Consider the following 26968-nt stretch of genomic DNA (forward strand, 5'->3'; position numbering starts at 1 on the left):
GGTGACCGTGGGGTCGCCGGCCCGGCGTCCCGCGGTCGCGCGGAGGTCGGCCACGAGCTGCCGGGACTGGTGCTCCCGCTCCTCCGGCGGGCAGAAGGCCCGCACGGCGGGTTCGGTGAACCAGCGGTACGCGAAGTAGCGCCGGTCTGCCGAGAAGCCCGTGTGGTCGCCCATCAGCAGGACGGCCGCCCGGTTCTGGGCCAGGGCCTCGCCCAGGTCGGAGTGCACCACGGCGGGGGTGTCGCCGAGCAGGTCGAGCATGCGCACCAGGCCCGCGCGGGCCAGGCGGGCCACGCCCTCGGCGGGCGGTGGCCGGTGGCCGGCCAGGTGGAACAGGTGGTCGCGTTCGTCCTCGGAGAGGCGCAACGCGCGGGCCAGCGCGCCGAGCAGCTGGGTCGAGGGCTGGCTGCCGCGGCCCTGTTCGAGGCGGACGACGTAGTCCACCGACATGCCGGCCAGCATGGCCACCTCCTCGCGGCGCAGCCCCGCGACGCGGCGGCGGGGGCCGTCGGCGATGCCGACGTCGGCCGGGCGGATCGCCTCGCGGCGGCGGCGCAGGAAGTCGGCGAGCTGGGCGCGTTGCATGACCCCATGGTCCGCCCGGTCGGCGACCGCTTCCAGGGAGCGGCGCTCCCACGATGAACGCTCCGCTCCCGCGCGCCGTGGCGCGGTCGCAGGGTGGGACCGGGAACGACGACGAAGGAGAGACCTCATGCGGCAACGAACCCTGGGCAGCGCGGGACCGGCCGTCTCGGCCCTCGGCCTGGGCACGATGGGCATGTCGGGAGGCTACGGCGAGGCCGACCGCGCCGAGAGCATCGCCACCGTGCAGGCCGCGCTGGACGCCGGCGTCACCCTGATCGACACCGGCGACTTCTACGCGATGGGCCACAACGAGCTGCTGCTCGCCGAGGCGCTGCGCGGCCGGGACCGGGACAGCTACCTGCTGAGTGTCAAGTTCGGCATGCTGCGCGGCCCGGGACCCGGCCTCGCGTTCGGCGGGCACGACTGCCGTCCCGAGGCGGTGAAGAACTTCCTCGCCTACTCGCTGACCCGGCTCGGCACCGACCACGTCGACGTCTACCGACCGGCCCGGCTCGACCCGGCGGTGCCGATCGAGGAGACGGTGGGCGCGGTCAAGGAGCTGATCGACGCCGGGTACGTGCGGCACCTCGGGCTCTCGGAGGTCGACGCGGCGACGATCCGCCGGGCGCACGCCGTGCACCCGGTCGCCGACCTGCAGATCGAGTACTCGCTGATGTCCCGCGCGGTCGAGGACGAGGTGCTGCCGACACTGCGGGAGCTCGGCATCGGCCTGACCGCGTACGGCGTCCTCGGCCGTGGGCTCATCTCCGGCCACTGGTCCGCCGACCGTGCCGCGCGGCCGGGCGACAGCCGGGGCCTCAGCCCTCGCTTCGCCAGCGGGAACGTGGAACACAACCTCGCCCTGGTGGCGGCGCTGCGCCGGGTCGCCGAGGCGAAGGGGTGCACCGTCGCGCAGCTGGCCATCGCCTGGGTGGCCGCCCAGGGCGAGGACATCGTGCCGCTGGTCGGCGCCCGCACCAGGGAGCGGCTGGCCGAGGCGCTGCCGGCGCTCGAAGTGCGCCTCACGGCCGACGACCTCGCCGAGATCGAGCAGGCCGTGCCGCGGGGCGCGGCGCGCGGCGACCGCTATCCGTCCGCGTTCATGTCCGGCCTCGGCGTGGGCAACTAGGCCCTGTCCGGGCGATCTTCTTCGGGCCCGCGACGCCATACACGGCACCTCGCTGCGTTTCCGAATCGCGCGAATACGGCCAAGTATGAGCTGCGATCCGGTGCCTTGCGATGCACCGCGTCTGACGCCGCGAGCTGATCCTCGAAGATCGCCAGGACAGGACCTAGCCCGCGGAGCGCCGGCGGGGCCCGTCACCGCCGGTGCTCCGCGTCGGCGGCCTCCCACAGGCGGCGGCCGACCAGCAGCCACAGCAGCCAGCCGGCGGCGACGAACCCGGCCAGGCCGACGGCGGTGTTGGCGGCCAGCTCCGGCAGCGGCGTCGGTTCGAGGGTGACCTTGTCGACCCAGTACGGGCCGCCCCACGTCCAGTCCATCGGGGCGCCCTCGACCAGGTGGACCCAGATCGACCAGCCGAAGATCCGGCAGGCGCCGTAGACGAAGTAGGCCCGGTACAGGGCGAGCAGGACCCGGTCGGACAGGTGGAGCCGGCGGCGGAGCCAGCCCCAGGCGGGATCGGAGGTGACGACCTCGTCGAAGAAGTACCGGGCGCGCAGGGCCTTGAAGCCGAGCAGGGCGAGGGTGAGCCAGAAGAGGTCCCAGACCAGGCCGAGACTGCCGTAGTAGGCGGCGGCGTCGCCGTAGCGGCCGGCCTGGGCCGCGTAGGCCCACATGCCGGTGCTGTACTGCTGGGTGGTGAAGGGGAAGAACAGCATCGTGCCGACGCTGTCGAAGACGTCGGTGAGGACGTGCGCCGACGTGCCGACGAAGAGGCCGAGCGCCCACTCGCGGCTCCTGAAGACCCACAGCGTCAGCAGGCCGAGGACGACGGCGAACATCAGCGAGTGCGTGAACCCGGCGCCCGGCCAGCCCCTGTGGTACTCCCACGGGTCGTCGGGCCTGATGACCAGGTTGCCCAACTCGATGCCGTAGACCGGCAGCTTGGTCAGCATGTCGGGGGCCAGGCAGCCGGTGAGGATCGCCAGGAAGGACGCCTTGGTCCTGACGTGCTTGTGCAGCAGGTAGCTTTCGAGCTCGTGCGCGGCCCAGCTCACGCGTCGCTCCCCCCGCGGACGCGGTCGCCGACGAAGCCGGCCGCCGCGACGCACAGCACGCAGATCGCGGGCCCCACCAGCCAGTTGAGCACCGGTGTGGTCCACAGCGCCCCGCCGCCGACGAGCACGAGCCCCGCAAGACCGTATCCGACCACCTCGGCCGGACCCGTGTGGTGCTGCGACTCGGCCGCGCTCTCGGCCTCCTGGCCAGGTCTGATCTCGGTCACGCTCACGACAGTCCTCCCCGTTTCTCGTCGTGTGACGAGGGGAGAATACTCGATACTTACTGAGTATGGTCTACCGGTCCTGGCGGCTCTGAGAGGATCGGGGCCGTGAGTGACGAGGTACAGGCAGGGCACGTCCGCGTGCGGCTCGATCTTTCGTACAACGGGCACGACTTCTCCGGCTGGGCCCGGCAGGAGGGGCTGCGGACCGTGCAGGGGGAGATCGAGGAGGCGCTGCGGGTCGTGACGCGTTCGCCGCGGCGGTTCGAGCTGACCGTGGCCGGGCGGACGGACGCCGGCGTCCACGCGCGGGGCCAGGTGGCGCACGTCGACCTGCCGGAGGCGGTCTGGCTCGAGCAGCGGGACCGGCTGGTGCGGCGGCTGGCCGGGCGGCTGCCGAGCGACGTGCGGGTGTGGCGGGCCGAAGCGGCGCCCCCGCACTTCAACGCGCGGTTCTCGGCGATCTGGCGGCGCTACGCGTACCGGGTCAGCGACCACCCGGGCGGCGTCGACCCGCTCCAGTACGCGTCCGTGCTGTGGCACAACTGGCCGCTGGACGTGGCCGCGATGAACGAGGCGTCAGCGCGGCTGCTCGGCGAGCACGACTTCGCCGCGTACTGCAAGAAGCGCGAGGGCGCGACGACCATCAGGACGCTGCGCGCGCTGCGCTGGGAGCGGCGGCCCGACGGGGTCGTCGAGGGCACCGTGGAGGCGGACGCGTTCTGCCACAACATGGTCCGCTCGCTCGTCGGCGCGCTGCTCTTCGTCGGCGACGGCCACCGCCCGCCCGACTGGCCGGGCAAGGTGCTCGCCGGGCGGGTCCGCGACTCGGCGGTGCACGTGGTGCGGCCGCACGGACTGACGTTGGAGCGGGTCGCCTACCCGCCGGACGACCAACTGGCGGCCCGGAACCGGGAGGCGCGCAACGTCAGGACCCTCGCCGGGGGCTGACCCGGGTGCCCGCGCGGGCGTGGACGCGGTAGCGGCCCGGCGCCCGGCCACGGGCGCGGGTGAAGGCGCGGCTGAAGGCGGGAACCGAGCCGTACCCCACGGCGGCCGCGATGTCCTCGACGGAGTCGTCCGTGTCGCGGAGCCGGACGGCTGCCAGGTCCATCCGCCACTGCGTCAGGTACGCGGCAGGGCTCTGCCCGATGGCCGCCGGGAAACGCCGCGCGAGCGTCGCGCGCGAGGCCGCGATCGCGGCCGCCAGCGTCGCCGTCGTCCATGGCCGTGCGGGGTCCCGATGGATGAGCTCGAGCGCCCGGCGGACGATCGGATCGCCGAGCATGCCGAGCCAGGTCCCGCGCTGCTCGGCCGGCCGGGTGGCCAGCCAGGCACGGAGCAACTGGATCAGCATGATGTCGACGAGGCTGTTGAGCACGGCCGTCGTCGCGATCCCCGGCTCGGCCAGTTCGCGGCCGAGCATGCGCACGGCGTCGTCGAAGCAGGCCGCTCCCGTGTCGGCACTGACGTGCACGAGGTCGGGAAGCGTGCCGAGCAGCCGGGTGCGCACCGCGGGATCGCAGTCGTAGTGCATGGTGACCATCCGCGTGCGCACGGGCGGCGAGCCGAGCCTGACCACCTCATCGGTCGCGCGCTCGGGCGCCGCCGCCCGGTCGAACGCCCCCGCCTCAGTCTCGGGGGCGTCGCCCAGGCTGTGCCGCGTTCCGGCCGACAGCAGGACGACGTCGCCCGTGGCCAGCTCCCGTGGCTCACGGCCCGCGACGGTGAGCCACGCGCTGCCCGAGATGATGGCGTGCAGCGCCGCGCCGGGACGGTCGTCCAGGGTCATCGCCCAGCTTCCGCCCGCCTCGATCCGGGTGCCGAGGGTGCCTCGGACGCCGGAGACCGAGAGCACGTCGGTCAGTGGATCCATGCGGCGATCGTAGCGGTGCGGCGCGCCACCCGCTGAGGCAGACGGGTAAGGATCTGAGTCAGAAGGGCATCGACTGGCGCATCTGACCCCCCGTACGGTTCTTCATGCCCGGGTGGACCGGGAGGACCCTCAAGGAGAGGCGAGAGACATGCGACTGCACGGAGCCACCGCCCTCGTCACCGGAGCCGGCCGCGACCTCGGCCGGCACTTCGCCGAGCAACTGCTGCGCCGGGGCGCCGCGAAGGTGTACGCCACCGCTCGGCGTCCGGAGTTCGTCGACGTTCCAGGCGCCGAGGTGCTTGCGCTCGACGTCACCGACCCGGCGTCCGTCGCGGCGGCCGCGGCCGCCGCCGGCGACGTCGACCTGCTGGTCAACAACGCCGGGGTCTCGTCGGGCGTGAACCTCGTCGACGGAGACCTCGACACGATCAGGCTGACCCTCGACACCCACGTCTACGGGACCCTCTCCGTGATCCGGGCCTTCGCCCCCGTCCTCGCCGGGAACGGCGGCGGCGCCATCCTCAACGTCCTGTCGGTCCTGTCCTTCCAGAGTCTCGTCGGCAACAACGCGTACGCCGTCGCCAAGTCCGCGCAGTGGAGCCTCACCAACGGCGTCCGGCTCGAACTCGCCGGCCAGGGCACCCTCGTCACCGGCCTGGTGTTCGGGCCGACGGCCACCCGGACCATGAAGGAGTACGCGGCCGAGGCACTGGGGGGCGGTGCGCTCCCGGACGGCGTGCTGAACGACCCCGTCGACATCGTCCGCACCGCCCTCGACGGGGTCGAGGCCGGGAAGATCGAGATCCTCGCCGACGGCTACGGCGCCGCCGCGAAGGCATCGCTCGCCGGCGACCCTCGCCCCTTCACCCTGGAGCCGGCGTCCGCCGCGTGACGGTCCTGGCGGTCAGCGGGTGTTGCGCTCCTCGACGATGGCCGAGGCGGACGCGGAGGCCTGGGCCTCGCCGCGCTGCATGATGCGGGCGAAGGCGTGGTCGTTGCCGTCCCGCGCGGCCTGTTGGGCGGGGGTTCCCTCGCCGCTGTCGGGGGTGCCGTCGCTGTTGCCGGCGATGGTGAAGTACGTGTAGCGGCCGGCCTGGTTGGTCGTGGTGCGGCAGCCGCCGCGCTGGCAGAACTCGGGGGTGTCGCCGCCGGTCAGCGGCTGGAGGTTGCCGGTCGCGGCCTCCCGGGCCGCGATCGCGTCCTCCTCGGTGGGGAACTGGGCGACGCCGACGGTGACCGCCACGCCCTCCGCCGTGTAGGTGGCGCGCAGCAGGGTGACGCAGCCGTTGTCGGCGAGCGCGGTGGCGAGGTCCTCGGAGACGGCGCCGGCACAGCCCTCGATCGCGTCGGAGGCGGCCAGCGCGTAGGGCCGGCCCTCTATCTCCATGGCGCCGCCGAAGAACGAGTCCTGCTCGAAGGGCGCGATGTCCTTGTCGGCGTCGGAGATGAACTCCCGGGGCTGGGGGAGCGGGGGCAGGGTCGTCTCCTCGAACGTGCGGTCGTCGCTCGGACCGTCCGACGGCTCGGCGGGCAACTCGCCGGAGCCCGGGTCGTCGGACGCGGTGCCGCCCCCGTCACCCCCCTGGTTGACGATGGCGAGCGCGACCACCGTGCCGACGGCCGCGGCGGCGAGCGCGCTGCCGATGATGACCCACCAGCGCTTGCGGGCCCGCTTCTGCTCGGCGTCGGCCGCGAGCCTGTTCCAGTCCGGCGTGTTCGAACCCCCGGGAACCCACTGGGGTCCCCCCTGCCCGTAACTCATGGGCGGAAGTCTAGAGGGGGACCCCGCGGCTCGGTCAGCCCGCGGGCGTACGGAGAGCGGCGGCCGAGGGGAAAACCGGTGGGGCCGGGGGAGCGGTGGGCGGCAGACTGGCCGGCATGGGACATGTGGAGGTCGCGCACCTGGAGTACCGGCTGCCGGACGGGAGGGTGCTGCTCGACGACGTGTCCTTCCGGGTCGGGGAGGGGGAGGCCGTCGCGCTGGTCGGGGCCAACGGGGCCGGGAAGTCCACGCTGTTGCGGCTGGTCGCCGGCGAGCTGCGGCCGGTGGGCGGCAGCGTCGCGGTCAGCGGTGGGCTCGGCGTGATGCCGCAGTTCGTCGGGTCCGTGCGGGACGAGCGGACCGTGCGCGACCTGCTGGTGTCCGTGGCGCAGCCCGGGATCCGGCGGGCCGCGGCCGCCGTGGACGCGGCGGAGCTGGCGGTGATGGAGCGGGACGACGAGGCCGCGCAGCTGGTGTACGCGCAGGCGCTCGCCGACTGGGCCGAGGCCCGCGGCTACGAGGCCGAGACCGTCTGGGACATGTGCACGATGGCCGCGCTCGGGACGCCGTACGAGAAGGCGCAGTGGCGGCTGGTGCGCACGCTCTCCGGCGGCGAGCAGAAGCGGCTCGTGCTGGAGGCGCTGCTGCGGGGCGGCGACGAGGTGCTGCTGCTGGACGAGCCCGACAACTACCTGGACGTGCCGGGCAAGCGCTGGCTGGAGGACCGGCTGCGCGAGACGCGGAAGACCGTGCTCTTCGTCTCGCACGACCGCGAGCTGCTGGCCCGCGCCGCGCGCAAGATCGTCAGCGTGGAGCCGGGGCCGGCCGGCTCGGACGTCTGGACGCACGGCGGCGGCTTCGGGACGTACCACGAGGCGCGGGAGAAGCGGTTCGAGCGGTTCGAGGAGCTGCTGCGGCGCTGGGAGGAGAAGCGGGCCCAGCTGAAGCGCCTGGTGGCCGACCTGCGGCAGTACGCCGCGAACAGTGACGCGATGGCCTCCCGGTACAAGGCGGCGCAGACCAGGCTGCGGAAGTTCGAGGAGGCCGGGCCGCCGCAGCGCCCGCCGCGGCGGCAGGACATCAGGATGCGGCTGCGCGGCGGCCGCACCGGGCTGCGGGCCGTGACCTGCGAGCGGCTCGGGCTGACCGGCCTGATGCGCCCGTTCGACCTGGAGGTGTTCTACGGCGAGCGGGTCGCCGTGCTGGGCTCCAACGGCTCGGGCAAGTCGCACTTCCTGCGGCTGCTCGCCGGCGAGGACGTGGCGCACACGGGCGCGTGGAAGCTGGGCGCGCGCGTCGTGCCGGGGCACTTCGCGCAGACGCACGCGCACCCCGAGCTGCTCGGCAGGACCCTGCTGGACATCCTGTGGACCGAGCACGCCAGGGACCGGGGCGCCGCCACCTCGGCGCTGCGCAGGTACGAGCTGGACCGGCAGGCGGAGCAGCCGTTCGACCGGCTGTCGGGCGGGCAGCAGGCGCGGTTCCAGATCCTGCTGCTCGAGCTGGCCGGTGTGACGGCGCTGCTGCTCGACGAGCCGACGGACAACCTGGACCTGGAGAGCGCGGAGGCGCTCCAGGAGGGGCTTGAGGCGTTCGAGGGCACGGTGCTTGCGGTGACGCACGACCGGTGGTTCGCACGCTCCTTCGACCGCTTCCTGGTGTTCGGCGAGGACGGCGTGGTGCGGGAGACGGCCGAGCCGGTGTGGGACGAGCGGCGGGTCGTGCGGGACCGGGGCTGAGGGGCGGGACGGGGGCGGGAGGGGGGCCGTTTTGACCCGTCCGTGGCACGGACGGTAGTCTGCCGAGTTGAAACTTATGCGTATGGCTTGCTCGATCTCACGTGAGGGGCCTGCGCCGGTCCACCAGGATGGTTGCCAGCGGCCAGCACCCGGTTTGCGTCACCGAGGTGTCGGCCTTCTCTGTTGTGATCGTCGGGTGGCCTTGTCAGGATTCATTCACGAAGAAGCGAAGGCTACGACCCGTGCGTACGTTCAGCCCCAAGCCCGGCGACGTCCAGCGTCAGTGGCACGTCATCGACGCGACCGATGTCGTGCTGGGCCGCCTGGCCTCCCAGGCCGCCACCCTTCTGCGGGGCAAGCACAAGCCGGTGTACGCGCCGCACGTTGACACCGGTGACTTCGTCATCATCGTCAACGCCGACAAGGTGCACCTGTCCGGCAACAAGCGGACCCAGAAGCTGGCCTACCGGCACTCCGGATACCCCGGCGGTCTGCGGTCCGTCCGCTATGGCGAACTCCTGGAGAAGAACCCGGAGAAGGCCGTCGAGAAGGCCGTCAAGGGCATGCTGCCCAAGAACACCCTGGGCCGTCAGATGTTCTCCAAGCTCAAGGTGTACGCCGGCCCCGAGCACCCGCACAGTGCCCAGCAGCCGGTGCCGTTCGAGATCACCCAGGTCGCGCAGTAGTCCGGCCACCCCTAAGACGAGAGATATCTGAGGAGAATCGTGGCCGAGCCCACCCCTGAGACCCTTGACGCCGAGGTTCCCGAGGTCGAGGAGTACACGACCGAGAGCGCGCCCGAGCAGTTCGCCGGCGACGGCGAGACCGCCTCGGCCCGCTTCGGCGACCCGCTGCCGGGTGCCGGCACCGGGCGCCGGAAGAACGCGATCGCCCGCGTCCGGATCATCCCCGGCAGCGGCAAGTGGAAGATCAACGGGCGCACCCTGGAGAACTACTTCCCCAACAAGGTGCACCAGCAGTCCGTCAACGAGCCGTTCAAGATCCTCGAGCTCGACGAGCGGTACGACGTCGTGGCCCGCATCTCCGGCGGCGGCGTCTCCGGCCAGGCCGGCGCGCTGCGGCTCGGCGTGGCCCGTGCGCTCAACGAGGCGGACGTCGACAACAACCGCGGCCCGCTGAAGAAGGCCGGCTTCCTGACCCGTGACGCCCGTGCGGTCGAGCGGAAGAAGGCCGGTCTGAAGAAGGCCCGCAAGGGAACCCAGTACAGCAAGCGCTGATCGGCCGATCCGGCTGTTCGGCGGGTTTGCCCGGCTTTTCCCGGCGCCCCGGTGGCACGTCCGTGCCACCGGGGCGTTCCTTTTATAGGGTTAACGGGCTTGTGAACGGGCTTGTGTGAACATCTCGGAGGAACAACCGTGGGACGACTCTTCGGAACGGACGGGGTGCGGGGCGTCGCCAACGCCGATCTGACGGCCGAGATGGCACTCGGCCTGTCGGTCGCGGCGGCGACCGTCCTCGCGCGCGCGGGGAGCGTCAGCGCCACGGACGGCGCCGGGGCCGGGCGGCCGACGGCGGTGGTGGGCCGGGACCCGCGGGCCTCCGGCGAGTTCCTGGAGGCCGCGGTCGTCGCCGGCCTGGCCAGCGCGGGCGTGGACGTGATCCGGGTGGGCGTGCTGCCGACCCCGGCCGTGGCGTACCTCACCGGCTCGCTCGACGCCGACTTCGGCGTGATGCTGTCGGCCAGCCACAACCCGATGCCGGACAACGGCATCAAGTTCTTCGCGGCCGGCGGACACAAGCTGGCCGACGAGCTCGAGGACCGCATCGAGGCCGCCTACCACGACCACGCGCGCGGCGAGCCGTGGGCGCGGCCGATCGGCGCCGGCGTCGGCCGGGTCACCGACTACGACGAGGGCTTCGACGCGTACGTCTCGCACCTGGTGGGCGTGCTGCCCAACAAGCTCACCGGCCTCAAGGTCGTCATCGACGCGGCGCACGGCGCGGCCTCGCGGGTCGCGCCCGAGGCGTTCGCGCGCGCCGGCGCGGAGATCGTGACGATCGGCGCCGAGCCGGACGGCCTCAACATCAACGACGGCTACGGCTCCACGCACATGGCCGCGCTGCGGGAGGCCGTGCTCACGCACGGCGCCGACCTGGGCATCGCGGTGGACGGCGACGCCGACCGCTGCCTGGCCGCCGACGCGGCCGGCCGCGAGGTGGACGGCGACCAGATCCTCGCCGTCCTCGCCGTGGCCATGCGGGAGGCCGGCACGCTCACCGGCGACACGGTGGTGGCCACGGTGATGTCCAACCTCGGCTTCACGCTCGCCATGGAGCGGGAGGGCCTCGAACTGCGGCAGACGGCGGTCGGTGACCGCTATGTGCTGGAGGAGATGAAGCGGGGCGGCTACTCGCTCGGCGGCGAGCAGTCCGGCCACGTGATCGTCTCCGACCACGCCACGACGGGCGACGGCACGTTGACCGGCCTGCTGCTCGCGGCGCGCGTCGCCGCGACGGGGCGGCCGCTGGCCGAGCTCGCCGCGGTGATGGAACGGCTGCCGCAGGTCCTGATCAACGTGCCGGACGTGGACCGGACGCGGGTGAAGGAGTCGCGCGAGCTGGCCGAGGCGGTGACGGAGGCCGAGCGCCAGCTCGGCTCGACGGGCCGCGTCCTGCTGCGTCCCTCCGGGACCGAGCCGCTGGTCCGCGTCATGGTCGAGGCCGCCGACCCCGCCCAGGCCCGCACCATCGCGGCGGGCCTCGCCGACGCGGTCAAGTCGGCCCTCGGCTGACGCCCGGCCGGTGCGCGGGGCCCGGCGGCCCGCCAGGGCCGCTCCGGGCGTCGCGCCACCCACCCGCCCTCCGGGCGGGTCGTCGCGCGGCGCATCCGGGCGGGCAGGCGTGCGGCCGGACCGCCGGCCGTCGGCGGCCAAGCCACCGCGGCGGGCCGCACGCGGCCGTCCACCCGCGCTTTCGCTGACGCTATGCGGGGGCCGGCGCCCCGCCGACGACGGCGCTACCCGTCTGCGGGCGGGCAGGCCCGTGGCGGACTGCCGGACGTCTGCCACCTTCGGCGCGAGGCGCCCTGGTGCCCGGCGGCTTGGCCGCACGGGTGGTCCCCACGGCCCACCCGCCGCCCTCCGGACGGTGCGCTAACGCGGCAGGGCTGCCACGGTGGGCCGTGCGCGGCAGCCGGGTCGGACGGCCGACGCCCCCGTTTGCTGCGCGCTTCCACCGCGCGCCTGGCGTGGGCCGTCGGCTCGTGAGCCCGGGGCACCGGCGCGCTTCGCGCGCCTGCGTGCCCGGGCCGGTGGGCCACGCTGCGCGAAAAGGGGCGGGTGGGCGGGGGAAAAGAGCCGGCGCGAAGCGCCCCGGCGCACGCACCGGCTACGGCCGCGGCACGCCCACGGTCCGACCGCCGGAGGCTAGAGCTTGCGCAACCGAACCCTCCGCACCGCGTGCGTGTGGTCCTTCTGGAGGATCAGCGTCGCCCGCCCACGCGTCGGCGCGATGTTCTCGACGAGGTTCGGCTCGTTGATGCGGCGCCAGTTGTCCTCCGCGTAGCGGAGCGCCGTCTCCTCCGGCACCGCCGCGTAGCGGCTGAAGTACGAGGCCGGGTCGCGGAACGCCGTCGCCCGCAGCGCGCGGAAGCGCTCCAGGTACCACTCCCTGATGTCCGCCGTCCTGGCGTCGACGTACAGCGAGAAGTCGAAGTAGTCCGCCAGGCCCAGGCGCCCCGGCGGCGCGGGCTGGAGGACGTTGAGGCCCTCGACGATCAGGATGTCCGGGCGGCGAACCGTCAGCCGTTCGCCCGGCACGATGTCGTAGACGTGGTGCGAGTACACCGGCGCGCTGACCTCCGCCTGACCCGCCTTGACGGCGGCGACGAAGCGGGTGAGCGCGCGGCGGTCGTACGACTCGGGGAAGCCCTTGCGGGCCATGAGCCCGCGCCGTTCGAGCTCGGCGTTGGGGTAGAGGAAGCCGTCGGTGGTGACGAGCTCGACCCTGGGGTGCTCCGGCCAGCGCGCGAGCAGCGTCCGCAGCAGTCGGGCGACGGTCGACTTGCCGACCGCCACGCTGCCGGCGACGGCCAGCACGAAGGGGGTGGTCGGCTGCGGGCCGCCGAGGAAGGTGGAGAGCGCGCCGCGCAGCCTCTCCGTCGCGCCGACGTGGAGGTTGAGCAGCCGGGAGAGCGGCAGGTAGATCTCCCTGACCTCGTCGAGGTCGATGACGTCGCCGAGTCCCCGTACCCCCTCGACCTCGGCGGCCGTCAGCGGCAGGGGCGTGCGGTCGCGCAGCGCGCGCCATTCGGCGCGGCCGAGGTCCACGTAGGGGGTAGGGGGCGAGGAGTGCGAGCCGTGTTGGAGCGAGGTGACCACCCGAGCATTCTGCGGGCCGGGCTACCCTGCCCGCATGCGCGGCATCGTCGGTTACGCAGGGGTCCAGTCCGCTCTCGATGTGCTGCTCGCCGGGCTCGGCCGGCTGGAGCGGCCAGGCAACGGTTCGTCCGGAGTGGCGGTGCTGGCGGACGGGGGTTTGGCCACGGCGCAGCGCGAGGGGCGTCTTGGCGAGCTGCGGGCCGAGCTGGCGCGCCGGCCGCTGCCGGCCGGGGCGTGCGGCGTGGCGTACGGCGGGGGCGCCGGTGGCGCGCAGCCGCAGTTGGACAACGCGGGGCGGGTGGCGGTGGTGTGCGACGGCCGGGTCGACAACCACGCCGAGCTGCGGGACGAACTCGCGGCGCGCGGGCATCGGTTGGGGTCCGGGACGGAGACCGAGGTGGTGGCGCACCTGCTGGCCGAGTCGTTCTCGTCCTGCGGGGACCTCGGCGAGGCGATGCGGCAGGTGTGCCGCTCGTTGCGCGGCACGTACGCGGTGCTCGCGGTGCACGCGGACGAGCCGGACGCGCTGGTGGGCGCGCACCGGGGGGTGCCGCTGGTGGTGGGCGTGGGGGAGGGTGAGTCGTTCCTGGCCTCCGACGAGGCGGCGTTCGGCGACGAGGCGATGCGGGAGGTGGTGCGGCTGCCGGGCGGGGAGCCGGAGCAGGTGCGGGTGGTGCTGGCGCGGCGGGAGTTCGACGAGGTGCGGTGCGAGGTCACGGACGTGGACGGCGGGGTGGTGCGGGCGTGATCGTGGGCGTGGGGATCGACGTGGCGGACGTGGGGCGGTTCGAGCGGTCGCTGGAGCGGACGCCGGCGCTGGTGGGACGGTTGTTCGTCGAGGCCGAGCTGTGGTTGCCGGGTGGCGAGCGGCGGGGGGTGGCGTCGCTCGCGGCGCGGTTCGCGGCGAAGGAGGCGGTGGCCAAGGCGCTGGGGGCGCCCGGTGGGATGGCGTGGACGGACGCCGAGGTGCGGCAGGACGCGTCGGGCCGGCCCAGCCTCGTGGTGCGTGGTTCGGTCGCGGCGCGGGCGGCGGAGTTGGGGGTGCGGACGTGGCATGTGTCGCTCAGCCACGACGCGGGCGTGGCGACGGCGATGGTGATCGCGGAGGGGTAGTGGGGTCCAGCTCGGCGCCTGTTCACCGGATCGGGTGAACTGCCCCGGCCGGGTATGTACGGAGCGTGTGGGGTGGGGCAGGATGACGTCACGGTAAGTGATCGGGTGGGAGAGTGCGGAGAGCGGGGAGACGGGGGGAGTGATGGGGGTGAGCGATCGACTGATGGTTCCAGTGGCCGTCCCGGCGGGGAGCGAGAGGGCGGGCCCGTCAGGCTGACGCGCCGTCAGGACGTCGGAGCGTCAGGACGTCAGGGCGTCCGGTGGTCGAGGAGCGCGCGCCAGACCGCCGGCAGGGCCTCGGTGACGGTGGAGGCCGAGGGGGGCGTGGGGGCGTGGGAGCCGGCCAGGCCGTGCAGGTAGGCGCCGGTCGAGGCGGCGTCCAGGGGGGTGAGGCCCGTCGCGAGGAGGGCACCGATCAGGCCGGAGAGCACGTCCCCGCTGCCGGCCGTGGCCAGCCAGGGAGTGCCGGTGGGGTTGACGCGCACGGGCCCGCCGGCCGGGTCGGCGACCAGGGTGGTGGAGCCCTTGAGCAGGGCCACGGCACCGAACCGTTCGGCGAGCTCACGGACGGCGGTCAGCCGGGCGGCCTCCACCTGGTCGCGTGCGGTGCCGAGCAGTGCCGCCGCCTCGCCGGCGTGCGGGGTGAGGACGGTCGGCGCGGTGCGGGCCCGGATGCGCTCCGGGTCGAGGCCCCGCAGCCCGTCCGCGTCCACCAGCACCGGCACGTCGGCGTCCAGCACGTCCGCCACCCGCTCGCGGGCCTGCGGGTCGTCGCCGATGCCGGGGCCGACCACCCAGGCCTGCACCCGGCCGGCCTGGTGCGGGAGGCCGGCGGAGACCAGCGTCTCGGGGTAGCGCGCGATCACGGCCGCGTCGGCCGGGCCCGCGTAGCGGACCGCGCCCGCGCCGCCGTGCAGCGCGCCGCCGACCGCCAGCACGGCCGCGCCCGGGTAGCGGGGGGAGCCGGCCGCGATCCCGATCACGCCGCGCCGGTACTTGTCGCTCTCGCCGGTGGGGCGGGGCAGCAGCTCGGCCACGTCGGCCGGCTCCAGGGCCGCCAGGTCGGGCGTGGCCGGCAGCTCGGGCCCCAGGCCGATGTCGACGAGCCGCACCTCGCCGGCGTGCTCGGCGGCCGGGTCGACCAGCAGCCCCGGCTTGTGTGTGCCGAAGGTGACGGTGAGCGTGGCCCGCACGGCCTCGCCGCGCACCTCGCCGGTGTCGGGGTCGACGCCGCTCGGCAGGTCGACGGCGACCACCGGGGTGCCGGCGGCGTGGACCCGGCGGGCCAGCTCGGCGGCCTCCGGGCGCAGCCCGCCCCGGCCGCCGATGCCCGTGATGCCGTCCACCACCAGGTCGGCGCGGGCCAGGGCGGTGGCGGCCTCGTCCGGCGCGGCGACGCGGCCACCGGCGGCACGCAGCGCGGCCAGGCCGCCGGGGTGCGCGCGGTCGGGGGAGAGCGGCACGGCGGTCACCCCGGCGCCCCGGCGGGCCAGGCGGGCGCCCGCGTAGAGGGCGTCGCCGCCGTTGTCGCCGCTGCCCACCAGCAGCACCACGCGGCGGGAGCGGCCGCCCCGCAGCAGGTCGGCACAGGCCGCCGCGAGGCCGGCGGCGGCCCGCGCCATCAGGGTGCCCTCGGGCAGCCGTGCCATCAGCGCCCGCTCGGCGGTCCGCACCGTCTCCACGCGATAGGCCGTCCTCATGGCACCAGTCTGGCCCGTGCCCGCCGCCGTGGCGCACCGAACCCCCCTCGGCGGCCCGCCCGTCGCGGCGCTTTCCGGCGGTCGGGGCGGCGAAATCCGGGGTTCCTGCGACACTGGTGGACAATGAGCGATCACGTCCTGCCCGAAACCTGGCGACTGCGCGCCGACATCGATCTCGCCGCGCTGCGCTCCAACGTGCGTGCGCTGCACGAGCGCCTCATCGGTGGCGCCCAGTTGATGGCCGTGGTCAAGGCCGACGCCTACGGGCACGGTCTGGTGCCGTGCGCGAGGGCCGCCCGGGCGGCCGGCGCCGCCTGGCTCGGCGCCGCGACGCCCGAGGAGGCTTTGGCCCTGCGCGCGGCCGGCGACACCGGGCGGGTGCTGTGTTGGCTGTGGGTGCCGGGCGGCCCCTGGCGGCGCGCCGTCGAGGCCGACATCGACGTCTCCGTCAGCGCCCGCTGGGCGTTGGCGGAGGTCGTCGCCGCCGCCCGGGCCGCCGGCCGCCCCGCCAGGATCCACCTCAAGGCCGACACCGGCCTCGGGCGCAACGGCTGCCCGCCCGCCGACTGGGCCGACCTCACCGCCGCCGCCCGCGCCGCCGAGGCCGAGGGCACGGTCGTGGTCGCCGGTGTCTGGTCCCACCTGGCCAGGGCCGACGAGCCGGGCGACCCGTCGATCGCCGCCCAGCAGAAGGTCTTCGAGGAGGCCCTGGCCACCGCCGACCGTGCCGGCCTGCGGCCCGAGGTCCGCCACCTGGCGAACTCGCCCGGCACCCTCACTCTGCCGGGCGCCCACTACGACCTGGTGCGCGTCGGCGTCGCGCTCTACGGCATCTCCCCGTCTCCCGAGACCGGCACCCCGGAGGACTTCGGGCTGCGCCCCGTGATGACGCTGCGCGCCTGGCTGGCCGGCGTCAAGCGGGTCCCCGGCGGCCATGGCGTCTCCTACGGCCACCGTTACACCACCCCCGGCGAGACCACGCTGGCGCTGGTGCCCGCCGGATACGCCGACGGCATCCCCCGCCACGCTTCGGGAACCGGTCCCGTGCTGGTCGCCGGCAAGTGGCGCACGGTCGCCGGCACCGTCGCCATGGACCAGTTCGTCGTCGACCTGGGCGGCGACAGGGCCGAGGCCGGCGACGAGGCGCTGCTGTTCGGCCCCGGCGACCGCGGTGAGCCCACCGTCGAGGACTGGGCCAGGGCCACCGGCACCATCGGCTACGAGATCGTGACCCGCATCGGCCCCCGGGTGCCCCGCGTCTACCACGGGGAGTCACCCGAGCCGGCGGCGGCGTCGTCATGAGTTGGGCCCGCCGCGCCGGGATAGCCGGCGTGGCCCTCGGCGCCGTGGCCACCACGGTGGCCACCACCGTGGCCATCGAGCGGCTCAGCGTGCAGCGCGGCCTGCGCCGTCAGGCCCGCCTCGAACTGGACGCGACCGGCCCGTTCGGCACCCTGCGCGGCACCCCGGGCACCGCCTTCGCGGAGGACGGCACCGAGCTGTACTACGAGATCGACGAGCGTGACGAGCACCCCGCCCTCGAACCGCCGGCGACGGTCGCCGAGCCGGCGCCGCGCGGCCGGCTCGCCAAGCTGCTGCGCCGCCCCGAGGCCGTGCGCCGCCGCCCCACCGTCGTCTTCAGCCACGGCTACTGCCTCGCCCAGGACGTCTGGCACTTCCAGCGCGCCGCGCTGCGCGGCCACTACCGCGCGGTCTACTGGGACCAGCGCAGCCACGGCCGCTCCGAGCGCGGCAGGTCCCAGGTCGAGCGCGTCGAGGACGTCAGCATCGACCAGCTGGGCCGCGACCTGAAGGCCGTGCTGGACGCCGCCGTGCCCGAGGGCCCCGTCGTCCTCGTCGGCCACTCCATGGGCGGCATGACGGTGATGGCGTTCGCCGAGCAGTACCCCGAGTACGTCGCCGAGCGGGTCACCGGCATCGCCCTCGTCGGCACCTCGGCCGGCGGCCTCAGCGACGTCACCTACGGCTTCCCCGCCCCCGTCATCGGCCTCGTCCGCAAGGCGATGCCCGGCATGCTGCGGGTGATCGGCGCCCGGCCCGAGCTGGTCGAGCGCGGCCGGCGGGCCGTCGGCGACCTCTACTCCGGCGTGTTCCGGCGGCTCTCCTTCGGCGAGCCGAGGAGCATCGACCCGGCCGTCGCCCGGTTCGCCGAGCGGCTGATCGAGGCCGTGCCGATGGACGTGGTCGCCGAGTTCTACCCGGCCTTCCACGTGCACGACAAGATGGCCGCGCTCGGCGTGCTGCGCGGCCTGGAGAACGACCTCCCGGTGCTGGTGCTGGCCGGCGAGCGGGACGAGATGACCCCGGCCGCGCACAGCGAGCGCATCGCCGAGGAGCTGCCGGCCGCCGAGCTGCTGCTGGTGCCCGAGACGGGGCATCTGGTGCTTCTGGAGGCGCCCCTGGTGGTCAACGACGCCCTGGCCAGGCTGCTCGCGCGTAGCATCCATCCCCATGAACCAGCTGTCTGACGCCCCCGTCGCGCTGACCGTCCCCGACGCCGACCGGATGCGTGAGCTCGGCCGGCGCCTCGCCGCGCTGCTGCGCCCCGGCGACCTCGTGCTGCTCACCGGGGAGCTGGGCGCCGGCAAGACGACGCTGACCCGGGGCATCGGCGAGGGGCTCGGCGTGCGCGGCGACGTCACCTCGCCCACCTTCGTCATCGCCCGCGTCCACCCGTCGCTGGCCGGTGGCCCGCCGCTGGTGCACGTGGACGCCTACCGGCTGGCCGGCGGCCTCGACGAGATGGAGGACCTGGACCTCGACGTGGCGCTGCCGGAGTCGGTGGTGGTGGTCGAGTGGGGCGAGGGGCGGGTCGAGGAGCTGTCGGAGGACCGGCTACACGTCGTCATCCACCGGGGTGCGAGCGCCGAGGACGACACCCGTCACGTGTCGCTGACCGGCGTCGGCGACCGCTGGCACGAGGCGGGCCTCGAACAGCTGGCGCGTTAGGGAACGACGACCACCGTGACGTTCTCGGTGGCGAACTCCCACATCGCGGCGCCGTCCTCCCGCGACTCCCGGACCGCGCCGGTGCGCTGGGCCGCCTCGGGGTCGGGCGTCGAGCCGTCGATCGCCGCCGAGAAGCCGAAGACCACGTCGTCCGCCGAGTGGAAGATCACCGTGTGCTCGATCGCCACCCCGTCCGAGCCGGTGCCGTTGGGGCTGCGCGAGGTGACCGCGTACTCGCCGGGCTCCGGGCTGACCGAGCTCGGATAGACGGGGAAGGTGTCGAGCACCACCTCGCCCGTGCCGTCCTGCGCGACGTCCACCAGCCAGACCCGCTGCTGCCCCAGCGCGTAGACCACGCGCTTGCCGGTGCCCGACTCGGCCGGCAGCGGCGGCTCCTCGGCCTCGGCGCCCGCGCCGCCGTCCCCGCCACCGTCGGCCTCGTCCTCGGGCGCGGGGGACTCCTCCGTCTGCTCGGATGTCCGCGGTGGCCGCTCGTCCGCCGCCGACGCCTGGTAGGCGAAGAAGGCGACGACGCCGAGCGCGGCAACGGTCAGCACGGAGACGAAGACACCGGAACCGGAGCTTGAGGTGTGGCGCGCCACGGTCTGCTGCCTTTCGCGCAGGGACGAGTGGATCGAAGAGTCCGGGCCCGACGCTACCAGGAGACGAAGGGGTGCTCGGCGGGTCGTAGGCTTGCCGGGTGCTGCTGCTCGCCCTGGACACCGCGACCCCCGCCGTCACCGTCGCCCTGCACGACGGCGAGCGTGCCCTGGCCACCGCCGAGGAGGTCGACCCGCGTCGGCACGGCGAACTCCTGCTGCCCGCCGTCGACCGGGTGCTGGCCACGGCCGACCGCCGGCTCGCGGACGTCACCGCGCTGGTCGTCGGCACCGGACCCGGCCCCTACACAGGACTGCGGGTCGGCCTGGCCACCGCCGCCGCGCTCGGCTCGGCCGCCGGCATCCCGGTGTACGGGCTCGGCTCGCTGGACTCCATCGCCTACGCGGCCGGCCTGACCGAGCCGTTCGTGGTCGCCACCGACGCCCGCCGCAAGGAGGTCTACTGGGCCCGCTACGCGGACGCCAGGACCCGCCTGGAAGGCCCCGCCGTCGACCGCCCCGCCGAGATCGCCGAGGCCGTCGCCGGCCTGCCGGCGGTCGGCGCCGGCGCGCTGCTCTACCCGGAGGCGTTCCCCGGCCACCGCGAGGACCTGCCGCGCCACGCCTCGGCCGCCGCGCTGGCCGCGCTGGCCGCCGAGCGGCTGGCGGCCGGCGAGGAACTGGCGGAGCCGCGGCCGGCCTATCTGCGCCGCCCGGACGCCAGGGTGCCCACCGGCTACAAGGCGGTCACCCGTTGACGGCGAGCCGCGTCGGGCAGGTCGTGCTGCGCGAGATGCGCTGGTGGGACATCGAGCCGGTGCTGGGCCTGGAGGCCGAGCTGTTCCCTGAGGACGCCTGGTCGGCCGAGATGTTCTGGTCCGAGCTGGCCGGCGCCCGCGGCCCGCGCCCCAGCCGCCGGTACGTGGTGGCCGAGGGGCCCGACGGCCGTCTCGTCGGATACGGCGGACTCGGCGTCTCCGGCGACTCGGGTGACGTGATGACCATCGGCGTCACCGAGGACCACCAGGGCACCGGGCTCGGCGCCCGGCTGCTGTCCGAACTGCTCGCCGCCGCCGCCGGCTTCGGCTGCCGCGAGGTGCTGCTCGAGGTCCGCGTCGACAACGAGCGCGCGCAGCGGCTCTACACCGGGTTCGGCTTCGCGCCGGTCGGCGTGCGGCGCGGCTACTACCAGCCGGGTGGCCACGACGCGCTGGTGATGCGCCGCGAGCTCGAACCGACGGAGGAGAAGAAGGAAGAAGATGGCTGACGAACCGCTCGTCCTCGGTATCGAGACGTCCTGCGACGAGACCGGGGTCGGCGTCGTGCGCGGCCACACGCTGCTGGCCGACGCCGTCGCGTCCAGCGTCGACGACCACGCGCGCTACGGCGGTGTGGTGCCCGAGATCGCCAGCCGCGCACACTTGGAGGCGATGGTCCCGACCATCGAGCGGGCGCTCACCCAGGCCGGCGTCGCGGCGCGCGACCTGGACGCGATCGCGGTCACGGCCGGCCCCGGGCTCGCCGGCGCGCTGCTGGTCGGCGTCTCGGCCGCCAAGGCCTACGCGTACGCGCTCGGCAAGCCGCTGTACGGCGTCAACCACCTCGCCTCGCACATCTGCGTCGACCAGCTCGAACACGGCCCGCTGCCCGAGCCGACCATGGCCCTGTTGGTCTCCGGCGGCCACTCCTCGCTGCTGCTCGCCCCGGACATCACCACGGACGTGCGGCCGCTCGGCGCCACCATCGACGACGCGGCCGGCGAGGCGTTCGACAAGGTGGCGCGGGTGCTGGGGCTGGGCTTCCCCGGCGGCCCGGTCATCGACCGGCTGGCCCGCGAGGGCGACCCGGACGCGGTGCGCTTCCCGCGCGGGCTCACCGGCCCGCGCGACGCGCCGTTCGACTTCTCCTTCTCGGGCCTCAAGACGGCCGTGGCCCGCTGGGTCGAGAACCGGCGGGCGGCGGGCGAGGAGGTCCCGGTCGCGGACGTCGCCGCCTCGTTCCAGGAGGCGGTCACCGACGTGCTGACCAGGAAGGCGATCCGGGCCTGCAGGTCCGAGGGCGTGGACCACCTGATGATCGGCGGCGGGGTGGCGGCCAACTCGCGGCTGCGCGCCATGGCCGAGGAGCGCTGCGCCGACGCCGGGATCACGCTGCGGGTGCCGAGACCCGGCCTGTGCACGGACAACGGCGCGATGGTGGCGGCGCTCGGCGCGGAGATGCTCGCCAGGGGGCGCACGCCCTCGGCGCTCGACCTGCCGGCCGACTCATCGCTGCCGGTGACCGAGCCCCACGTCCCGGCTCACGAAGCCCACCACGGGCACCACCACTGATGGCGGCCGTCGCGCTGATGTGGGAGGCCAGGGCGGCCGCCGGGCGCGGCGCCGAACTGCTGGCGTGGGTGCGCGACCAGCCGCTCGACCCGGCCCCCGAGCGCCGCGAGACGTTCACGGCCGAGCCGGACCGGGTGCTGGTGATCACCTGGTGGCCCGCCGGCCCGTCCGTGGAACTCCCGGAGCCGCCGGCCGGGTTGCTGCACCGACCGGTGCACCGCTGGCGCTTCACGCCGGTCGAGGACTGAGCACCCCGGGACTCAGCAGCATCGCCGGCTCGTCCGCGACCCGGGTGAGGAAGACGGTCGCCGCGTTCGGGCCCTGCGGCTTGAGGCGCCGGATCAGCTCCTCAGGGGTGAGCGGCGAGCCGCGCTTCTTGACGGTCACCGTGCCGACGCCGCGCTCGCGCAGCAGCGCGCGCAGCCGCTTGACGTTGAACGGCAGCACGTCGGTGAGCTCGTAGCCGGTGGCGAACGGCGTGGCCGCGGGGGCGTCCGTCGTGACATAGGCGATCTCCGGGTCGAGCAGCCGGCCGCCGATCGCCTCGGCGACCTCGGCGACCAGGTGAGCCCGGATCGCCGCGCCGTCCGGCTCGTAGAGGTACCGGCCAGGCTCGCCCGCCGGCGCCCGGCGGGTGCCCGGGCCGGCCAGCGTGTCGCCGCCGGGCAGCAGCGTGGCGCGGCGCGGCTCCCGTTCGCCGGTGCCGAACCACAGCACGGCCTCCTTGACCTCGCCCCGGTGTGAGACCCACTCGGCCGTGGCCTCCTCGGGGACGGCCTCGTGCGGGACGCCGGGCGCCACCTTGAGCGCGGCCAGCGGCGCGCGGCTCGCGGCCGCCAGGGCCCAGGAGAGCGGCGGCGAGTACGCCTCCGGGTCGAAGACCCGACCCCGCCCACCGCGCCGCGCCGGGTCGGCGAAGAGCGCGTCGAAGCCGTCGAGCGGCACGTCCTCCACGGCGGCCTGCCGCACCTCGACGCGGTCGGCAAGCCCCAGCGCCGCCACGTTGGCGCGCGCCACGGCACAGGTCAGCGGGTCCCGGTCGACGGCGACCACCTCGATGCCGGCGCGGGCGAGCGCGATCGCGTCCCCGCCGACGCCGCAGCACAGGTCGGCGAGGCGCCGCACGCCGAGTGCGGCGAAGCGGGCGGCGCGCCAGGCGGCCACGGGGGAGCGGGTGGCCTGCTCCACGCCGTGCGGCGTGAAGTACATCCGCTCCGCGTCCGGGCCGAACTTGGCGGCCGCGCGCTGCCGCAGCCGGGCCTGGCCGATGGCCGCCGACACCAGCTCGGCCGGGTGCTCCCGGCGCAGCCGGGTGGCGGCGGTCAGCTCGTCGGCCGGGTCGAGGTCCCGCAACTCGTCGAGGAGTCGCTGGCCCCGCCCGGTGAGCAGGTCGGGAAAGGCGCCGAGGTCGGCGGAGGGTGCGGCCACACGGGTCATTCTCCCCGGCGCCACGGATCGGGCTGCCGGGGTCCCGGGGAGGCGGGTGGCACCATCCGGAACCATGGAGATTATCGGACAAGTAAGACAAATTACCCCGGGAGGGGGGCACGGCCCACCGAGCTGGTTCCGCTGGCGGGCCCGGCGCTGCGGGCTGCTGGGCGGCGCGACGATACTCGCCCTCGCCTGTTCCGGCGCCATCCCGCCGCCGCCCAACGAGCCGGACGGCTGGCGGCTGCTCACCACCGTCGACGGCGCGCCGGCACCCCCGCCGCACGGCCCCGGCTCGGGCGGCGAACCGGGACTCGCCCTCGGTGGCCCGCAGCGCGCCGCGCAGGCGCGCACCGTGGCGGACGCGCTGGCGGGCTACGCCAAGCGCCTGGAGCGCGCCGAAACGCGTCGGATCGCGGCGGCCAAGACCTGGGGCCTGCGCCGCGTCCCCCTCCGGGCCCCGGCGCCGCCGGCCGAGAAACCCGAACTCACCAGCGAACCGGGCCACCTCACCGGCAAGGGCCTGCCGCCGGTGATCGTCCAGGTGCCGACCGACGAGAAGGTCGTCTTCCTGACCATCGACGACGGCGCGGAGAAGGACCCGAAACTGCTGGAGATGATGCGGGAACTCGACATCCCCTACAGCAGCTTCCTCTCCGACTACGTGGCCCGCGACGACTACGACTACTTCCGCGAGGCGCACCGGGACGGCTCCGGGATCCAGAACCACTCCGTCAACCACCGCGAGATGCCGAAGCTCTCCTACACCGAGCAACGGACCGAGATCTGCCGCCAACAGGACACGCTCGAGAAGGAGATCGGCGAGCGCCCCACCCTCTTCCGCCCGCCGTACGGGGCGTACGACCGCGACACGCTGAAGGCGGCGGCCTCCTGCGGCGTCGAGGTGGTCCCGCTGTGGGCCGAGGAGGCCTTCCCCGACCGCATCGCCTGGGGCCGCGGCGACGAGAAGCTGCACCCGGGCGACATCATCCTCACCCACTTCCGCGGCACGGCGGAGTGGGGCGGCTCCATGCCGGACATGATCCGCCGCGTCGTGGAAACAGCCACGGCCCAGGGCTTCGCCCTGGCCCGCCTGGAGGACTACATCTGACCCCACGACGCGACCCGGCGGCGGTGTCGGCCTGCGGCCGTGCCGCGCCCACCCACCCGCCCTGGGGGCACCTCCCAGCGTTAGCTGGGGGAGGGTGGCCTCGCGCGGCACGGCCGTGTGCCCCGGCGGCGAAGCCGCCGCGGGCCGGCCCGCAGGGCCGCTCCCCGCGCGTAGCGCGCGAAAAAGCGTGGGTGGGTGGGTGAAACCCCCCGCGCGTAAGCGCCACCGCCCCCGCTGGCGCAGCCGCCACTTCCCGCGCGAAGTGCCCGGCACCCGGCGGCGCAGCCGCCGCGGGCCCCGGCCCGTAGGGCCGCTCCCCGCGCGCAGTGCGCGAGATGGGCGGGTGGGTGGGGAAAACCCGGGGCGAAACACCCGGGCACCCGACAGTGCGGCCGTCACCCCCCGGCGCGCGGTGTCGAAGGAGCATCGGCGGGAGCGAACCCCGGCGCGGAGCGCCACGGCGTGCGCCATGATCCCCACCGGGGCCCACCCCACCCGTCCGCCGCGCCGGGAAAGCGCAGGCCAGCAGGGGAATCGCCACCAGCGGAACGGGCGCAACACGGATGTCCCGCCCGCGCGTTGGGCCCCCGCCCCCCGGGGTGCGGAACCTTCGGGGCGCTCCGCCCGCCAGGACGGATTGGCACTCTAGTTGACTGAGTGCTAACCGACGCCTAATCTCAACTTTGGCACTCTCACAGTAGGAGTGCCAACGCGCGACGGGCGGATCCGGCACCCGCGACGACGGGTCCTCCAGGTCGCCTCCCAGCCATGAAGACCCCGCGAGATCTCCGAAGGGGGAGGTCGGATCGTGACGACCGCCAGCACCAAGGTTGCCATCAAGCCGCTTGAGGACCGCATCGTGGTCCAGCCGCTCGACGCCGAGCAGACCACGGCCTCGGGCCTGGTCATCCCGGACACCGCCAAGGAGAAGCCCCAGGAGGGCGTCGTCCTGGCCGTCGGCCCGGGCCGCTTCGAGGACGGCAACCGCCTTCCGCTCGACGTCAAGGTCGGCGACGTCGTGCTCTACAGCAAGTACGGCGGCACCGAGGTGAAGTACAACAACGAGGAGTACCTCGTTCTCTCCGCCCGCGACGTGCTCGCGATCATCGAGAAGTAACTCGGACCGGTCGAGAGCATTTCGGCACCGACGCGCCCCGGGACCCGCGCCTGATCCGTAGCACGGCCGGGGCCGGGGCGCCGTTGTGCGGCCGCCCCGCGGAACCCGCCCTCACGAAGACGACAAGGCACAAGGGACACCCAACCGATGGCGAAGATCCTGAAGTTCGACGAGGACGCCCGTCGCGCCCTCGAGCGCGGCGTGAACAAGCTGGCCGACGCGGTCAAGGTGACGATCGGCCCCAAGGGCCGCAACGTCGTCATCGACAAGAAGTTCGGCGCGCCGACCATCACCAACGACGGCGTCACCATCGCCCGCGAGGTCGAGGTCGAGGACCCGTACGAGAACCTGGGCGCCCAGCTCGTCAAGGAGGTGGCGACCAAGACCAACGACATCGCGGGTGACGGCACCACCACCGCCACCGTGCTGGCCCAGGCCCTCGTCCGCGAGGGGCTGCGCAACGTGGCCGCCGGCGCCTCCCCGTCCGGTCTGAAGCGCGGGATCGACGCCGCCGTCGCGGCGGTCGCCGAGGACCTGCGGGCCAGCGCCCGCCCGATCGACTCGAAGGCGGACATCGCCGCCGTCGCCGCGCTGTCCGCGCAGGACAAGCAGGTCGGCGAGCTGATCGCCGAGGCGATGGACAAGGTCGGCAAGGACGGCGTGATCACCGTCGAGGAGTCCCAGACCTTCGGCCTCGAGCTCGACTTCACCGAGGGCATGGCCTTCGACAAGGGCTACCTGTCGCACTACATGGTGACCGACCAGGAGCGCATGGAGGCCGTCCTCGACGACCCCTACATCCTGATCCACCAGGGCAAGATCTCCTCCATCCAGGACCTGCTCCCGCTGCTGGAGAAGATCATGCAGGCCGGCTCCTCGCGGCCGCTGCTGATCATCGCCGAGGACGTGGAGGGCGAGGCGCTGTCCACCCTCGTCGTCAACAAGATCCGCGGCACCTTCAACTCGGTGGCCGTCAAGGCCCCCGGCTTCGGTGACCGCCGCAAGGCGATGCTGGGCGACATGGCCACCCTGACCGGCGGCCAGGTCATCTCCGAGGAGGTCGGCCTCAAGCTCGACCAGGTCGGCCTCGACGTGCTGGGTTCGGCCCGCCGCGTCACCATCACCAAGGACGACACCACCATCGTCGACGGCGGCGGCGCCTCGGCCGACATCGAGGCCCGGGTCGCCCAGATCCGCGCCGAGATCGACAACACCGACTCCGACTGGGACCGCGAGAAGCTGCAGGAGCGGCTGGCGAAGCTGGCCGGCGGCGTCTGCGTGATCCGCGTCGGTGCCGCCACCGAGGTGGAGCTGAAGGAGAAGAAGCACCGCCTGGAGGACGCCATCTCCGCCACCCGCGCGGCGGTCGAGGAGGGCATCGTCCCCGGCGGTGGCGCCTCCCTGGTCCACTCGGCCAAGGTTCTCGCCGACGACCTGGGCCGTTCGGGTGACGAGGCGACCGGCGTCGCGATCGTGCGCCGCGCCGCCGTCGAGCCGCTGCGCTGGATCGCGGAGAACGCGGGCCTCGAGGGCTACGTGATCACCTCCAAGGTGGCCGAGCTCGACAAGGGCCAGGGCTACAACGCGGCCGCCGGCACCTACGGCGACCTCGTCAAGGACGGCGTCATCGACCCGGTCAAGGTGACCCGCTCCGCGCTGCAGAACGCGGCCTCCATCGCCGCCCTGCTGCTCACCACCGAGACCCTGGTGGTGGAGAAGAAGGAAGAGGAGCCGGAGCCGGCCGGTCACGGTCACGGCCACGCGCACTGAGCCTTCCCCCTGACCCCGGGCATCCCGGGACGGGAACGGGCCCCGGGGGCCCCGGGAACCCCCGCGGGCGCCGGGGCCCCCGCCGGGGGGGGGGGGGGCCGGGACGGGCCCGGGGGGAGGGGA

General features: G+C 74.3%; 27 protein-coding genes and 1 pseudogene. 19 read left to right on the forward strand and 9 right to left on the reverse strand.

The window, feature by feature from the left end; genetic code table 11:
- Nucleotides 1-585: helix-turn-helix transcriptional regulator (locus ACFWI8_RS33055; protein ID WP_387099104.1), on the reverse strand; the 585-nt coding region annotated here is incomplete at its 3' end.
- A gap of 127 nt (nucleotides 586-712) precedes the next feature.
- On the opposite strand from ACFWI8_RS33055, the gene ACFWI8_RS33060 reads away from it, so the two are divergent.
- Nucleotides 713-1714 (forward strand): aldo/keto reductase, encoded by a 1002-nt coding sequence (locus ACFWI8_RS33060; protein WP_387099106.1) that lies wholly within the window; start codon nucleotides 713-715, stop codon nucleotides 1712-1714.
- A 191-nt stretch (nucleotides 1715-1905) separates the two neighbouring features.
- Here the strand turns inward: ACFWI8_RS33060 and ACFWI8_RS33065 are convergent, their stop codons facing one another.
- Together ACFWI8_RS33065 and ACFWI8_RS33070 are read right to left on the reverse strand one after the other, a co-directional pair.
- Nucleotides 1906-2766 carry a metal-dependent hydrolase gene (locus tag ACFWI8_RS33065; protein ID WP_387099108.1) on the reverse strand — a complete coding sequence of 287 codons (861 nt, stop codon included), beginning with the start codon at nucleotides 2764-2766 and terminating at the stop codon, nucleotides 1906-1908.
- Entirely contained in the window at nucleotides 2763-2999 is a 237-nt protein-coding gene (locus ACFWI8_RS33070; protein WP_387099110.1) for a hypothetical protein, read from the reverse strand. Before ACFWI8_RS33070 ends, ACFWI8_RS33065 begins: the two co-directional genes overlap by 4 nt.
- A gap of 99 nt (nucleotides 3000-3098) precedes the next feature.
- On the opposite strand from ACFWI8_RS33070, the gene truA reads away from it, so the two are divergent.
- Nucleotides 3099-3941 carry a tRNA pseudouridine(38-40) synthase TruA gene (truA, locus tag ACFWI8_RS33075; RefSeq protein ID WP_387099112.1) on the forward strand — a complete coding sequence of 281 codons (843 nt, stop codon included), beginning with the start codon at nucleotides 3099-3101 and terminating at the stop codon, nucleotides 3939-3941.
- Here the strand turns inward: truA and ACFWI8_RS33080 are convergent.
- Nucleotides 3919-4866: an AraC family transcriptional regulator gene (locus ACFWI8_RS33080; RefSeq protein ID WP_387099114.1), complete on the reverse strand. Its 948-nt coding sequence runs from the start codon at nucleotides 4864-4866 to the stop codon at nucleotides 3919-3921. The genes truA and ACFWI8_RS33080 overlap by 23 nt on opposite strands.
- A 148-nt stretch (nucleotides 4867-5014) precedes the next feature.
- On the opposite strand from ACFWI8_RS33080, the gene ACFWI8_RS33085 reads away from it, so the two are divergent.
- Nucleotides 5015-5758: an SDR family oxidoreductase gene (locus ACFWI8_RS33085; protein WP_387099116.1), complete on the forward strand. Its 744-nt coding sequence runs from the start codon at nucleotides 5015-5017 to the stop codon at nucleotides 5756-5758.
- Between the two features lie 12 nt (nucleotides 5759-5770).
- Here the strand turns inward: ACFWI8_RS33085 and ACFWI8_RS33090 are convergent, their stop codons facing one another.
- Entirely contained in the window at nucleotides 5771-6628 is an 858-nt protein-coding gene (locus ACFWI8_RS33090; protein ID WP_387099118.1) for a hypothetical protein, read from the reverse strand.
- A 116-nt stretch (nucleotides 6629-6744) separates the two neighbouring features.
- On the opposite strand from ACFWI8_RS33090, the gene ACFWI8_RS33095 reads away from it, so the two are divergent.
- The 4 genes from ACFWI8_RS33095 (at nucleotide 6745) to glmM (ending at nucleotide 11120) form a co-directional block, all read left to right on the forward strand.
- Nucleotides 6745-8367, forward strand: a complete 1623-nt coding sequence (locus ACFWI8_RS33095) for an ABC-F family ATP-binding cassette domain-containing protein (RefSeq protein WP_387099120.1) — start codon at nucleotides 6745-6747, stop codon at nucleotides 8365-8367.
- Between the two features lie 242 nt (nucleotides 8368-8609).
- Nucleotides 8610-9053: a 50S ribosomal protein L13 gene (gene rplM, locus ACFWI8_RS33100; protein ID WP_132934725.1), complete on the forward strand. Its 444-nt coding sequence runs from the start codon at nucleotides 8610-8612 to the stop codon at nucleotides 9051-9053.
- Nucleotides 9054-9092: 39 nt separating this feature from the next.
- A complete protein-coding gene (gene rpsI, locus ACFWI8_RS33105) occupies nucleotides 9093-9605 on the forward strand; it encodes a 30S ribosomal protein S9 (RefSeq protein ID WP_387099122.1) in 513 nt (170 codons plus the stop codon).
- Between the two features lie 138 nt (nucleotides 9606-9743).
- Entirely contained in the window at nucleotides 9744-11120 is a 1377-nt protein-coding gene (glmM, locus tag ACFWI8_RS33110; protein WP_387099124.1) for a phosphoglucosamine mutase, read from the forward strand.
- Between the two features lie 633 nt (nucleotides 11121-11753).
- Here the strand turns inward: glmM and coaA are convergent.
- Nucleotides 11754-12707 (reverse strand): type I pantothenate kinase, encoded by a 954-nt coding sequence (gene coaA / locus ACFWI8_RS33115; RefSeq protein WP_387099126.1) that lies wholly within the window; start codon nucleotides 12705-12707, stop codon nucleotides 11754-11756.
- 34 nt (nucleotides 12708-12741) lie between these two features.
- On the opposite strand from coaA, the pseudogene ACFWI8_RS33120 reads away from it, so the two are divergent.
- Nucleotides 12742-13437 (forward strand): annotated as a pseudogene (locus ACFWI8_RS33120) (glutamine--fructose-6-phosphate aminotransferase); the annotation flags it as partial.
- A 14-nt stretch (nucleotides 13438-13451) separates the two neighbouring features.
- On the forward strand, nucleotides 13452-13820 hold the full coding sequence (locus ACFWI8_RS33125; protein WP_387099128.1) for a holo-ACP synthase: 369 nt from the start codon (nucleotides 13452-13454) through the stop codon (nucleotides 13818-13820).
- 248 nt (nucleotides 13821-14068) lie between these two features.
- Here the strand turns inward: ACFWI8_RS33125 and ACFWI8_RS33130 are convergent, their stop codons facing one another.
- On the reverse strand, nucleotides 14069-15520 hold the full coding sequence (locus ACFWI8_RS33130; protein WP_387099130.1) for an NAD(P)H-hydrate dehydratase: 1452 nt from the start codon (nucleotides 15518-15520) through the stop codon (nucleotides 14069-14071).
- 123 nt (nucleotides 15521-15643) lie between these two features.
- Here ACFWI8_RS33130 and alr point away from each other — a divergent pair, with 123 nt between their 5' ends.
- From alr to tsaE, 3 genes are read left to right on the forward strand one after another with little or no spacing between them, the layout of a single operon-like run.
- Nucleotides 15644-16822 carry an alanine racemase gene (gene alr / locus ACFWI8_RS33135; RefSeq protein WP_387099132.1) on the forward strand — a complete coding sequence of 393 codons (1179 nt, stop codon included), beginning with the start codon at nucleotides 15644-15646 and terminating at the stop codon, nucleotides 16820-16822.
- Entirely contained in the window at nucleotides 16819-18009 is a 1191-nt protein-coding gene (locus ACFWI8_RS33140) for an alpha/beta fold hydrolase (RefSeq protein ID WP_387099134.1), read from the forward strand. The genes alr and ACFWI8_RS33140 overlap by 4 nt, the downstream gene beginning before the upstream one ends.
- Nucleotides 17993-18490: a tRNA (adenosine(37)-N6)-threonylcarbamoyltransferase complex ATPase subunit type 1 TsaE gene (tsaE, locus tag ACFWI8_RS33145; RefSeq protein ID WP_387099136.1), complete on the forward strand. Its 498-nt coding sequence runs from the start codon at nucleotides 17993-17995 to the stop codon at nucleotides 18488-18490. The genes ACFWI8_RS33140 and tsaE overlap by 17 nt, the downstream gene beginning before the upstream one ends.
- Here the strand turns inward: tsaE and ACFWI8_RS33150 are convergent.
- Nucleotides 18487-19092 carry a hypothetical protein gene (locus ACFWI8_RS33150; protein ID WP_387099138.1) on the reverse strand — a complete coding sequence of 202 codons (606 nt, stop codon included), beginning with the start codon at nucleotides 19090-19092 and terminating at the stop codon, nucleotides 18487-18489. The genes tsaE and ACFWI8_RS33150 overlap by 4 nt on opposite strands.
- A 98-nt stretch (nucleotides 19093-19190) precedes the next feature.
- On the opposite strand from ACFWI8_RS33150, the gene tsaB reads away from it, so the two are divergent.
- From tsaB to ACFWI8_RS33170, 4 genes are read left to right on the forward strand one after another with little or no spacing between them, the layout of a single operon-like run.
- A complete protein-coding gene (gene tsaB, locus ACFWI8_RS33155) occupies nucleotides 19191-19847 on the forward strand; it encodes a tRNA (adenosine(37)-N6)-threonylcarbamoyltransferase complex dimerization subunit type 1 TsaB (RefSeq protein ID WP_387099140.1) in 657 nt (218 codons plus the stop codon).
- Nucleotides 19848-19882: 35 nt separating this feature from the next.
- Nucleotides 19883-20356 carry a ribosomal protein S18-alanine N-acetyltransferase gene (gene rimI / locus ACFWI8_RS33160; RefSeq protein WP_387099150.1) on the forward strand — a complete coding sequence of 158 codons (474 nt, stop codon included), beginning with the start codon at nucleotides 19883-19885 and terminating at the stop codon, nucleotides 20354-20356.
- The gene (tsaD, locus tag ACFWI8_RS33165; RefSeq protein ID WP_387099142.1) at nucleotides 20349-21419 is read left to right on the forward strand and encodes a tRNA (adenosine(37)-N6)-threonylcarbamoyltransferase complex transferase subunit TsaD; all 1071 of its coding nucleotides are present in this window, start codon (nucleotides 20349-20351) and stop codon (nucleotides 21417-21419) included. The genes rimI and tsaD overlap by 8 nt, the downstream gene beginning before the upstream one ends.
- Complete coding sequence (locus tag ACFWI8_RS33170) at nucleotides 21419-21667, forward strand: hypothetical protein (RefSeq protein WP_387099144.1); 249 nt, start codon at nucleotides 21419-21421, stop codon at nucleotides 21665-21667. Before tsaD ends, ACFWI8_RS33170 begins: the two co-directional genes overlap by 1 nt.
- Here the strand turns inward: ACFWI8_RS33170 and ACFWI8_RS33175 are convergent.
- Complete coding sequence (locus ACFWI8_RS33175) at nucleotides 21648-22856, reverse strand: methyltransferase domain-containing protein (RefSeq protein WP_387099146.1); 1209 nt, start codon at nucleotides 22854-22856, stop codon at nucleotides 21648-21650. The genes ACFWI8_RS33170 and ACFWI8_RS33175 overlap by 20 nt on opposite strands.
- 73 nt (nucleotides 22857-22929) lie before the next feature.
- Here ACFWI8_RS33175 and ACFWI8_RS33180 point away from each other — a divergent pair, with 73 nt between their 5' ends.
- The 3 genes from ACFWI8_RS33180 (at nucleotide 22930) to groL (ending at nucleotide 26845) form a co-directional block, all read left to right on the forward strand.
- Complete coding sequence (locus ACFWI8_RS33180; RefSeq protein WP_387099152.1) at nucleotides 22930-23958, forward strand: polysaccharide deacetylase family protein; 1029 nt, start codon at nucleotides 22930-22932, stop codon at nucleotides 23956-23958.
- A gap of 808 nt (nucleotides 23959-24766) precedes the next feature.
- The gene (gene groES / locus ACFWI8_RS33185; protein ID WP_100569792.1) at nucleotides 24767-25075 is read left to right on the forward strand and encodes a co-chaperone GroES; all 309 of its coding nucleotides are present in this window, start codon (nucleotides 24767-24769) and stop codon (nucleotides 25073-25075) included.
- A gap of 147 nt (nucleotides 25076-25222) precedes the next feature.
- Entirely contained in the window at nucleotides 25223-26845 is a 1623-nt protein-coding gene (groL, locus tag ACFWI8_RS33190) for a chaperonin GroEL (protein WP_387099148.1), read from the forward strand.
- The last annotated feature ends 123 nt before the right edge of the window (nucleotides 26846-26968 follow it).

It is taken from the genome of Streptomyces sp. NPDC127098 (genome assembly GCF_042722465.1).
Classification (GTDB): Bacteria; Actinomycetota; Actinomycetes; order Streptomycetales; family Streptomycetaceae; genus Streptomyces; species Streptomyces millisiae.

Coding starts and splice junctions, on each gene's coding strand:
- ACFWI8_RS33060 (WP_387099106.1), top strand. CDS start 713: ATGCGGCAACGAACCCTGGGCAGCGCGGGACCGGCCGTCTCGGCCCTC.
- ACFWI8_RS33130 (WP_387099130.1), bottom strand. CDS start 15,520: ATGAGGACGGCCTATCGCGTGGAGACGGTGCGGACCGCCGAGCGGGCG.
- ACFWI8_RS33095 (WP_387099120.1), top strand. CDS start 6,745: ATGGGACATGTGGAGGTCGCGCACCTGGAGTACCGGCTGCCGGACGGG.
- ACFWI8_RS33170 (WP_387099144.1), top strand. CDS start 21,419: ATGGCGGCCGTCGCGCTGATGTGGGAGGCCAGGGCGGCCGCCGGGCGC.
- ACFWI8_RS33175 (WP_387099146.1), bottom strand. CDS start 22,856: ATGACCCGTGTGGCCGCACCCTCCGCCGACCTCGGCGCCTTTCCCGAC.
- alr (WP_387099132.1), top strand. CDS start 15,644: ATGAGCGATCACGTCCTGCCCGAAACCTGGCGACTGCGCGCCGACATC.
- ACFWI8_RS33140 (WP_387099134.1), top strand. CDS start 16,819: ATGAGTTGGGCCCGCCGCGCCGGGATAGCCGGCGTGGCCCTCGGCGCC.
- ACFWI8_RS33080 (WP_387099114.1), bottom strand. CDS start 4,866: ATGGATCCACTGACCGACGTGCTCTCGGTCTCCGGCGTCCGAGGCACC.
- ACFWI8_RS33085 (WP_387099116.1), top strand. CDS start 5,015: ATGCGACTGCACGGAGCCACCGCCCTCGTCACCGGAGCCGGCCGCGAC.
- ACFWI8_RS33090 (WP_387099118.1), bottom strand. CDS start 6,628: ATGAGTTACGGGCAGGGGGGACCCCAGTGGGTTCCCGGGGGTTCGAAC.
- tsaD (WP_387099142.1), top strand. CDS start 20,349: ATGGCTGACGAACCGCTCGTCCTCGGTATCGAGACGTCCTGCGACGAG.
- tsaE (WP_387099136.1), top strand. CDS start 17,993: ATGAACCAGCTGTCTGACGCCCCCGTCGCGCTGACCGTCCCCGACGCC.
- rimI (WP_387099150.1), top strand. CDS start 19,883: ATGCGCTGGTGGGACATCGAGCCGGTGCTGGGCCTGGAGGCCGAGCTG.
- groL (WP_387099148.1), top strand. CDS start 25,223: ATGGCGAAGATCCTGAAGTTCGACGAGGACGCCCGTCGCGCCCTCGAG.